Consider the following 3903-nt stretch of genomic DNA (forward strand, 5'->3'; position numbering starts at 1 on the left):
CCCCCGCAGGCCGAACACCGACACCCGGACGAGTCCGGCGAAGTTTTGCCCGCCTGGCACGCCGACTCGGCACTCCCGCCAAACAGCCAAAACCCGCCACGCCAGGCCCCGGACGCCCCAAAGGCACCACCCGCCCCCCACGCCAGCGGCACCCCGTGGCCATGAAGCAGCAAACCGACCGCGACAGAAGACGAACCTAAGGTAAAAACTCAAGATGAAGGCAGCGAACCTGGGCGTCCTCTTCCTCATCGAGCTCGGCGCTCTCGCCGCCGTCGGCTACTGGGGCTTCACCCGCGACGTGGCGGCGCCCCTGGCCTGGCTGCTGGGCCTGGGCGCCCCGGCCGTGCTGATCGTGCTGTGGGGACGGTTCGGTTCGCGCAAGGCGCCGCACGCGGTGCACGGCGCGGCCCGCGTCGGCTTCGAACTGCTGTGGTTCGGCGCCGGCGTGGCCGCGCTGCTCGCCGCCGGGGCCGTGGCGTGGGCGGTCGCCCTCGCCCTGGTCTGCGCGGTCAGCAAGACGCTGGCCGTCATCTGGCGGCAGTAGCGCGCGCGTTCAGGCCTCGCCCAGCAGCGTCAGGAAGTCCCGGAACGCCCCCGGCATGTCCACCGACTCCGGGTCCAGCAGCCACTGGTACTGCAGGCCGTCCATCACCGCGACCAGCAGCGGGGCGGTGCGCTCCGGGGTGAGGCCGTTCGGGAGGCGGTCGCCGTACTCGGCGCGCAGGACGGCGGCCATGCTCTCGCGCACCCTGCGGTACCGCTCCGTGAAGTACTCGCGCGCCGGATGCCCCTCCGTCACGCTCTCGCCGAGCAGCGCCGAGAAGGTCTGGATAATGCCGGGCCGCATCGCGTTGTACTCCACCAGCGCGGCCAGCAGATCGACCCGCCACCGGGTGTCCGGCAGCGCGTCCCACTGGTCCCGCTCCTTCAGGACCGCGACGAGCAGCGCGTCCTTGGTCGGGAAGTAGTGCAGCAGCCCCTGCTGGGTGAGCCCGACGCGCTCGGCGACCGCGGCCAGGCTCGCGCCCCGGTAGCCGCGCTCGGCGATCACCTCCAGCGCCGCCCGCACGATCTCGGTGCGCCGTTCCTCGCTCCTGACCCTCGCGTTCATGGCGTCACCGTACGTCATCCGGCCACCCCGAATATAACGGCAATGTAACGAAACCTACCGTGTTACAGGTAATCGATGCACGATGGAGGCCCTGCACGGACTTCGACGAGGAGGCACCGCGATGGCGGGAACCCCTGGAATCCCACCGGCCGACGAGGCCCGAGAGGCGGCCGTCGAGGCGGCCCTCGGCAAGCTGGACCTGGACGCGAAGGCCCGGCTGTTGTCCGGCCAGGACACCTGGTCCCTGCCCGCCCTGCCGGAGATCGGCCTGCGGTCCCTCGTCATGTCCGACGGCCCGATCGGCGTCCGCGGCGTGCGCTGGACCGCCGACGACCCCTCCGTCGCGCTGCCCTCCCCGACCGCGCTCGCCGCCACCTGGGACCCGCGGCTCGCCCGCCGTGCGGGTGTGCTGCTCGCCCAGGAGGCCCGCCGCAAGGGCGTCCACGTACTGCTCGCCCCCACGGTCAACCTGCACCGCTCCCCGCTCGGCGGCCGCCACTTCGAGGCCTACAGCGAGGACCCGTACCTCACCGGCCTGATCGGCGCGGGCTACGTGGCGGGCGTCCAGTCGGGCGGCGTCGGCACCACCGTCAAGCACTACGTCGCCAACGACGCCGAGACCGAACGCTTCACGGTGAACAACCTGGTGAGCGAACGCGCCCTGCGCGAGCTGTACCTGGCCCCCTTCGAGATCATCGTGGAGAACGCCCACCCCTGGGGCATCATGACCGCCTACAACACGGTCAACGGCACCACGATGACCGAGCACCACTACCTGGTGAACGAGGTCCTGCGCGGCGAATGGGGCTTCGACGGCTACAACGTCTCCGACTGGACGGCCGCCCGCTCCACCAAGGGCGCCGTCGAGGGCGGCCTCGACGTCGCCATGCCCGGCCCGCAGACCGTCTACGGCCCACCGCTCGCCCAGGCCGTGCGCGACGGCGAGGTCGCGGAGTCCGCCGTCGACGACGCCGTCCGCAACGTGCTGCGGCTCGCCGCCCGCGTCGGCCTCCTGCCCGGCGCCGAACCCGCGGTGACCGAACTGCCGGACACCGTCGACGGCAGCGCGCTGGCCCGCGAGATCGCCCGCCGCTCCTTCGTCCTGGTGCGCAACGAAAGCGGCGCCCTGCCCCTGAAACCCGGCACCGTGGCGCTGATCGGCGCCGCCGCCCGCGACGCCCGCGTCCTCGGCGGCGGCTCCGCCACCGTCTTCCCGTCCCGCATCGTCTCCCCCCTCGACGGCCTCACCGCCGCCCTCCCCGACGGCGCCGTCGACTACGCGGTGGGCGCCGACCCCGACACCGAACTCGCCATCGCCGACCAGGGGTTCGAGTTGCGCGCGGTGTGCCGGGACGCGGACGGCAACGTCCTCGGCACCGGCTCGGCCCCCAACGGCCAGATCCAGTGGATGGGTTCGGACCTCCCCGACGGCGTCACCCACGACACCCTGCACACCGTGGAACTGACCGGCACCTTCACCCCCCGCGAGTCCGGCACGCACACCTTCGGCGTCAAGGGCACCGGCCCCTTCCGGCTGACCGTCGACGGCACGACGTACTACGACGACGTCCAGCGCCCCGCCGCCGACGACGACCCCTTCGAGGCGTTCTTCGGCGCCCCGGTGCCCCGCGCCGAGGCCGAACTCACCGCCGGCGAGACGGTCGAGGTCTCCCTGACCCACGTCATCACCTTCCACGAGAACGCCCCCCTGAAGGTCGTCGGCTTCGCCCTGGCCCACCAGGAGCCGCGGCGCGACCCCGACGAACTGATCGCCGAGGCGGTCGAGGCGGCCCGCCGTGCCGACACGGCCGTCGTCGTGGTCGCCACCACCGAGCGCGTCGAGTCGGAGGGCTTCGACCGCAAGGACCTGACGCTGCCCGGCCGTCAGGACGACCTGGTCCGCGCGGTCGCCGCCGCCAACCCCCGCACCGTGGTGGTCGTCAACTCCGGCTCCCCGGTGGAGATGCCGTGGCGCGAGGACGTCGCCGCGGTGCTGCTGAGCTGGTTCCCCGGCCAGGAGGGCGGCGCGGCCCTGGCCGACGTCCTCACGGGCGCCCACGAGCCGGGCGGGCGGCTGCCCACCACCTGGGGCTCCCTGGCCGACGCCCCGGTCACCCAGGTGACCCCCGTCGACGGCGAACTGCGGTACTCCGAGGGCGTCTTCATCGGCTACCGGGCCTGGGAGAAGGCCGGCCGCACCCCGTCGTACCCCTTCGGCCACGGTCTCGGCTACACCGACTGGACGTACGAGTCCGTCGACGTGGACGGGACGGCGGACGGTACGACGGCCACGGTCCGCGTCCGCAACACCGGCGAGCGCCCCGGCCGCGAGGTCGTGCAGGTCTACCTGGCCCCGGCCGAGCCCGACGCCGGCCGGCCCGCGCGCTGGCTGGCCGGGTTCGCCGACGTCACGGCCGCGCCCGGCGAGACGGCCGAGGCGGTCGTCACGCTCCCGCGCCGCGCCTTCGAGGTCTGGGACGAGGAGACCGGGGCCTGGACATTTGTGAAGGGTTCGTACGAGATCCAGGTCGGACGCTCGATAGCGGACCGCAGGATCACGGCGGCCATTAACGTCTGATCCGGGACAAGTCTCCCCACAGACAGCCCCGGCCCGGGACCTGACCCCTGGGCCGGGGCTCGTGCCGTCCCGGCAGCCGTGCCGCACGGGCAGCCACACGGCCGGGGGGGGGGGGGGGGGGGGGGGGGGGGGGGGGGGGGGGGGGGGGGGGGGGGGGGGGGGGGGGGGGGGGGGGGGGGGTGTGTGGGGGGGGGGGGGGGGGGGGGGGGGGCGT

The 3903-nt window shown here is 73.7% G+C and carries 3 protein-coding genes; 2 read left to right on the forward strand and 1 reads right to left on the reverse strand.

What is annotated here, in order from left to right; translation table 11 throughout:
* Positions 1-214 precede the first annotated feature (214 nt).
* Positions 215-544 carry a YrdB family protein gene (locus tag ACZ5GT_RS31250; protein WP_469032895.1) on the forward strand — a complete coding sequence of 110 codons (330 nt, stop codon included), beginning with the start codon at positions 215-217 and terminating at the stop codon, positions 542-544.
* A 9-nt stretch (positions 545-553) separates the two neighbouring features.
* On the opposite strand, the gene ACZ5GT_RS31255 is transcribed toward ACZ5GT_RS31250, so the two are convergent.
* Positions 554-1129 carry a TetR/AcrR family transcriptional regulator gene (locus ACZ5GT_RS31255; protein ID WP_469032897.1) on the reverse strand — a complete coding sequence of 192 codons (576 nt, stop codon included), beginning with the start codon at positions 1127-1129 and terminating at the stop codon, positions 554-556.
* Positions 1130-1232: 103 nt separating this feature from the next.
* On the opposite strand from ACZ5GT_RS31255, the gene ACZ5GT_RS31260 reads away from it, so the two are divergent.
* Positions 1233-3689 (forward strand): beta-glucosidase, encoded by a 2457-nt coding sequence (locus ACZ5GT_RS31260; protein ID WP_469032900.1) that lies wholly within the window; start codon positions 1233-1235, stop codon positions 3687-3689.
* Positions 3690-3903 lie beyond the last annotated feature (214 nt).

This window comes from Streptomyces sp. NPDC031340 (assembly GCF_055569945.1).

Coding starts and splice junctions, on each gene's coding strand:
- ACZ5GT_RS31250 (WP_469032895.1), top strand. CDS start 215: ATGAAGGCAGCGAACCTGGGCGTCCTCTTCCTCATCGAGCTCGGCGCT.
- ACZ5GT_RS31255 (WP_469032897.1), bottom strand. CDS start 1,129: ATGACGTACGGTGACGCCATGAACGCGAGGGTCAGGAGCGAGGAACGG.
- ACZ5GT_RS31260 (WP_469032900.1), top strand. CDS start 1,233: ATGGCGGGAACCCCTGGAATCCCACCGGCCGACGAGGCCCGAGAGGCG.